We start from the raw sequence: 6,000 nt of genomic DNA on the forward strand, positions 1-6,000 counted from the left end.
ATACCTCAACTATCAATCTTTTACTCTTCTTCGAAAATAGAAGAGTTTTGTAAATAAGAATTTGGGTATTTAGCTAATAGCTGTTTTAGAAAAGCTAACAGTTTTCTTCGTTGATAACCTGTTTTCCTGTATTTTTCCAGCAAGGTTAAAAATTCTTCTTTTTCTTGACGCTCTGCCTTATTTTTAAAATAGCCCCATATATGCATATAAGCATTAGTCACTTGTGATGGTGATTCTTCTAAAAGCACTGCTTGGTCAATGAGTGACTGAACGTCTAAAACGGTACAATTTGGTGATTTCAAAGTTTGTCTAATATCCAAATAAATTTTCTGAGATTTACTTAAGACTAAATACTTGTGTTTAGCCCATAATAATTCTGCTTCTTTAGTCATTTTCTCTAAACTCCCTTCTCAAATCAAAAAGAGAGAGAAAGGCGTATGCTTGATGCTCCACTCCAATTCCCTCTCTTTATTATTTTATAACATTGACGACTTTATAGCAGAATAACGCCGTTTTAATCTAAACCAATTTCTGTACGAACGACATCTGCGATAGTATCAACATAATAATCAACCGCTTCATTTGTTGGCGCTTCTGCCATAACTCTAAGAAGAGGCTCAGTACCACTAGGACGTACTAGAATACGACCATTGCCATCCATCTCTTCTTCCATTTTAGCAATAATTTCCGCAATTGCAGGAACTTCCATCGCTTTATCTTTCATGTTATTTTCAACACGAATATTTACTAATTTTTGAGGATAAATCGTCACTTCACTAGCTAACTCTGATAATTTCTTACCAGTTTCTTTCATGACCTTAGTCAATTGGATGGCTGTTAATTGTCCATCCCCTGTAGTATTGTAATCCATGATAATAACGTGGCCTGATTGCTCTCCGCCAAGATTATATCCTGATTTACGCATTTCTTCAACCACGTAGCGGTCTCCTACAGCGGTAATCGCTTTATGAATACCTTCACGGTCGAGCGCTTTATGAAAGCCGAGATTTGACATAACCGTTGTTACGATTGTATTCTGAGCAAGCTGCCCTTTATCAGAGAGATATTTCCCAATGATAAACATAATTTTATCACCATCTACAATCTCTCCATTTTCATCAACAGCGATCAAACGATCACTATCACCATCAAAAGCTAGACCGATGTCGGAACCATTTTCTCTAACTAAACTTTGTAATTGCTCAGGATGTGTCGAACCAACACCATCATTGATATTCAAACCATCTGGTTGATCACCAATAACACTTATATCAGCATTCAAGTCTAAAAAGATATTCCGAGCTGAGGCTGTTGCTGCACCATTTGCTGTATCCAACGCAACCTTCATACCTTCTAAATCAATACCAGTTGATTCCATAAACTTCTCATATTTCCGAAGTCCTTCAGGATAATCTACTAAAGTACCTAAACCTTGTGCTGATGGACGTGGTAAAGTGTCTTCCTTCGCATCAAGTAAAGCTTCAATTTCTAATTCACGATCATCATCAAGTTTAAAACCATCACTACCAAAGAACTTAATACCATTATCAAGTGCTGGATTGTGGCTTGCTGAAATCATAACCCCTGCACTAGCTTTTTCTGTACGGACAAGGTAAGACACTCCAGGAGTGGCTAAAACACCAAGTTTATAAACCTCAATACCTACTGAAAGTAGACCAGCAATCAAAGCAGATTCCAGCATTTCACCAGAAATACGAGTATCACGAGCTACAAAAACTCTCGGACGATCAGTTTCGTGTTGACTTAGAACATATCCTCCAAAACGTCCTAATTTAAAAGCCAATTCTGGCGTCAGTTCAACATTAGCTTCACCGCGAACACCATCTGTACCAAAATATTTTCCCATAATTTTTTTCTAGCGAAAAACGCTACCTCCATTTTTTTCGTTTTTATTATCTATTATTTTTTAGTAGTTGTCAATTGAACTGTTACTTGAGCAGGATCAACTGAAACATTGTTTGCAGAAAGATTAATTTTCTTTTCTGTATTTTTAGTTACGTCTGAAATATCTACCTCAGCATTAATAACAGAAATAGCTTCTAAAGCCTCTTTTGTTCCTGAAATTACTGCTTTTTCTTGACTCAACTTGTAGTTAATTTTTGAAATACTATCGCTGAATTGTCCTACTGGTATCAAATTAATCGGTACTGTCTTGGTCAATTTTTTTACTTTGACAGATAAAGTTGCTTTAGAAGGGTGAATAATACTTGCTAATACTGTACCATCTGCTGTTACAGCTTGTAAAGTAACTGTCTTGTTAAAATCATCATCAAGAACTTTATCATCAGGGATATTGGCAGCGACATGGTCAATACGATCTATAATAGATTCATCACTAGTAACTTTAACTTTTGACACATCAACTGACATCTTATCGACTGCATAACCAGCTTTAATTTGCTTATCATTAACATGTCCATAAACCGGAAACTCTTTTGTTTTCTTTTTACCCATAGTTACTGTAATTGTTGTTGGAGAAACCGTAGCATTTACACCAGATGGCAAATTTACTACCTTTAGTGGGACTTTGTGAGTCCCTGGTTTCATATTTGTCAAATCAGCGACTACTTTAAATTTTCGTGTATCCTCATTTATTTCAGAATCTAACTTAACACGATTAACCGATGACATATAGACATCTGCCCCATAAGAATAGCCACTAATAAAGTAATCATCACTATCGTATTTGATGTCTATTGGCACATCTGTTAGGGTATGTGTATATGTCTCAGACGCTCCTGCAATCTTACTATTGTCTTGATGGTTCATACTTGTTGCAGTTGCCGTTAAAAATAATAAAATAGCCAGAAAGAGTGAGACAACGCCTAACCAAAATTTATTTGTAAAAAATTTTTTCATGTCTACTTCCTCCTCAATAGTTGATTATACCAAGCTAATTTTGAGTTTTCCTCTTGATTTTGAATCAACTGAGTTCTCAGAATTGCTTCAAAGCTATCTTTAGAAAGATCATGTAAAAATTCACCTTTCAAAGCGACAGAAATACCACCAGTCTCTTCAGAAACAATAACTGTTAGTGCATCTGAATTCTCTGATAGACCAATCGCTGCTCTGTGGCGTGTTCCAAATTCTTTTGAAATCGAAGATGATTCTGATAGAGGTAAGTACGAACATGCTGTAGCAATTTTTTTATCTTTTACAATAACAGCACCATCATGCAGTGGTGTATTAGGAATGAAAATATTAATTAACAATTCACTGGAAATATCTGCATCTAATGGGATACCTGTAGCTATATACTCTTGCAAAGTTTGGGTACGTTCAATTGAAATCAAGGCTCCTATTTTACGCGGACTCATATAAGCAACTGCCTTAACAAGGGCATCTACTAGCTTTTCATCACTGCTTAATTGAGAACGTTGCGTAAATAGTTGTGGTGTTCGCCCAAATTTTTCGAGGCCTGTTCTAATCTCTGGAGCAAAGATGACAACACCTGCAATTACACCATAAGTAACAATCTGATTCATCAAAAATGTAATCGTTGTTAGCCCTATCCATTCTGACACAAATCTAATGATGATAAACAAAATAACGCCCTGAATTAAGGACATAATTTTTGTGCCTGCTAGCGCTTTGATAAATTTATAAATCAGAACAGCTACTATGATAATATCCATGAGATGAATAAGGATCATCCATGGATTTTCCATAATGCTCGCCCAAAACTTTGAATCAATAGCTGAAAAAATATCCATATCTTCCTCTCTACTGGTAGCCTGTCGAAGAGTTGCTTGCTTAACTCCTTGATTTCTTATTTTCCATCGTCTACATTATACCATGTTTTCATAATATTTTCTTTAGCAAGAAAGCATCTTTTTATGATAAAATATCTTTATGAAAATAAATACAGCACTAGGAGTGGCTGCCGGTAAGTCTGCTCATTACCTTTTAAGTAAAATGGGACGTGGCTCTACTTATCCGGGTAGTTTAGCACTCAAATTCGATAAAGATATACTAGATACAATTGCCAAAGATTATGAAATTGTAGTTGTGACTGGTACTAACGGTAAAACCTTAACAACAGCTTTAACAGTTGGTATTTTAAAGGAAGCCTTCGGTCAGGTGGTAACCAACCCAAGTGGAGCAAATATGATTACAGGTATTGTTTCAACCTTCCTAACAGCTAAGAAAAGTAAATCTGGTAAAAAAATAGCTGTCCTTGAAATAGACGAAGCGAGTTTACCCCGTATTACACAGTATATAAAGCCTAGTTTGTTCGTCTTTACCAATATTTTCCGTGATCAAATGGACCGTTATGGCGAAATCTACACAACTTATCAAATGATTTTAGATGGAGCTGCTAACGCTCCGCAAGCTACTATCTTAGCTAACGGTGACAGTCCACTTTTTAATTCTAAAAGCGTGACTAACCCTGTGCAATTCTATGGATTTGATACCGACAAACATGAGCCACGATTAGCACACTATAATACTGAGGGGATTCTCTGTCCAAAGTGTCAAGCAATTTTAACTTATCGATTGAACACATATGCCAACCTTGGTGACTACACTTGTCCTAATTGTGATTTTGAACGTCCAAACCTTGATTATGCCTTAACAAGGCTAACACATCTGACAAATACTTCATCAGGTTTCGTTATTGATGGCCAACAATATAATATCAACGTGGGTGGCCTTTATAATATTTACAATGCTTTGGCGGCAGTATCTGTTGCTGAATATTTTGGTGTAGAACCAAGTCAAATTAAGGATGGATTTGATAAAAGCCGTGCCGTTTTTGGTCGTCAAGAAACCTTTACAATTGGAAATAAAAAATGTACTTTAGTTCTGATTAAAAATCCGGTAGGAGCTAGTCAAGCTCTTGATATGATTAAACTTGCTCCATACCCGTTCTCTCTCTCAGTACTACTGAATGCCAATTATGCTGACGGTATTGATACTTCTTGGATTTGGGACGCTAATTTTGAAACTATTCTCACGATGAATATCCCAGAAATATTTGCTGGTGGTGTTCGCCACTCTGAAATTGCTCGTCGCTTACGTGTAACTGGTTATGATGAGAAACGCATAAAACAAGCTGATAAACTGCAAGATATTATGGCAATGATTGAGCAGCAAGAGACTGAGCATGCTTATATTTTAGCAACATATACAGCTATGCTGGAGTTTCGTGAAATTCTTGCTAACCACAACGCTATCAGAAAGGAGATGAATTAATGACTTATACCTCACTAAAATCTCCTACTACCAAAGATTATAAATACACTCTTAATGTAGCTCATCTTTATGGTAACCTATTAAATACTTATGGCGATAATGGGAATATCTTAATGATGAAATATGTGGGAGAAAAACTAGGATGTCAAATGACATTTGATATCGTTTCATTAGAAGATAGATTTGATCCCAACTATTATCAGATGGCATTTTTTGGTGGTGGACAAGACTACGAACAAGCCATTGTTGCACGCGATCTTCCCAGTAAGAAAGAAGACATTAACAAATTCATTCAAAATAATGGTGTAGTACTTGCTATTTGTGGAGGTTTCCAACTTTTAGGACAATACTATATTCAAGCTAATGGAGAACGAATAGAGGGCATTGGCGTTATGGAACACTATACGCTAAACCAAAATAATAATCGCTATATTGGTGATATCAAGATTCATAACGATGAATTCAATGAAACATATTATGGCTTTGAGAATCACCAAGGACGTACCTTTTTATCAGAAGACGAAAAACCTTTAGGAACTGTCATTTATGGAAATGGGAATAACAAAGAAGATGGTACTGAAGGGGTTCATTATAAGAATGTTTTTGGGTCATACTTTCACGGTCCAATCCTTTCTCGTAATGCTAATCTAGCTTACCGTCTTGTGGCAACTGCCCTCCGTAACAAATACGGTAAGGAGATTGTCCTCCCTAGTTATGAAGAAATTTTATCTTTAGAGATTCCTGAGGAATACGGAGACGTTAAATCAAAAGCAGATTTTGAAT

6 protein-coding genes are annotated in these 6,000 nt (G+C 36.1%); 2 read left to right on the plus strand and 4 right to left on the minus strand.

The genetic code is table 11. From position 1 onward, the window contains the following. Positions 1–20 precede the first annotated feature (20 nt). From HMPREF9171_RS107235 to cdaA, 4 genes are all read right to left on the minus strand, one after another. Positions 21–392, minus strand: coding sequence for a YbgA family protein (locus HMPREF9171_RS107235; RefSeq protein WP_000159234.1), 372 nt, complete (start codon positions 390–392; stop codon positions 21–23). 122 nt (positions 393–514) lie between these two features. Then, positions 515–1,867 carry a phosphoglucosamine mutase gene (gene glmM / locus HMPREF9171_RS107230; protein ID WP_000521427.1) on the minus strand — a complete coding sequence of 451 codons (1,353 nt, stop codon included), beginning with the start codon at positions 1,865–1,867 and terminating at the stop codon, positions 515–517. Between the two features lie 53 nt (positions 1,868–1,920). Continuing rightward, positions 1,921–2,880 (minus strand): CdaR family protein, encoded by a 960-nt coding sequence (locus HMPREF9171_RS107225; protein WP_000713236.1) that lies wholly within the window; start codon positions 2,878–2,880, stop codon positions 1,921–1,923. A gap of 2 nt (positions 2,881–2,882) precedes the next feature. Next, positions 2,883–3,734, minus strand: a complete 852-nt coding sequence (gene cdaA / locus HMPREF9171_RS107220) for a diadenylate cyclase CdaA (RefSeq protein WP_000350949.1) — start codon at positions 3,732–3,734, stop codon at positions 2,883–2,885. A 139-nt stretch (positions 3,735–3,873) separates the two neighbouring features. Here cdaA and murT point away from each other — a divergent pair, with 139 nt between their 5' ends. Both murT and gatD read left to right on the plus strand, forming a co-directional pair. Next, positions 3,874–5,217, plus strand: coding sequence for a lipid II isoglutaminyl synthase subunit MurT (murT, locus tag HMPREF9171_RS107215; RefSeq protein WP_000700877.1), 1,344 nt, complete (start codon positions 3,874–3,876; stop codon positions 5,215–5,217). Further along, positions 5,217–6,000 (plus strand): lipid II isoglutaminyl synthase subunit GatD (gene gatD, locus HMPREF9171_RS107210; protein WP_000222745.1); only part of this gene is annotated, 784 nt, incomplete at its 3' end. The genes murT and gatD, both read left to right, overlap by 1 nt.

The organism is Streptococcus agalactiae ATCC 13813, assembly GCF_000186445.1.
In the GTDB taxonomy this organism is placed as follows: domain Bacteria; phylum Bacillota; class Bacilli; order Lactobacillales; family Streptococcaceae; genus Streptococcus; species Streptococcus agalactiae.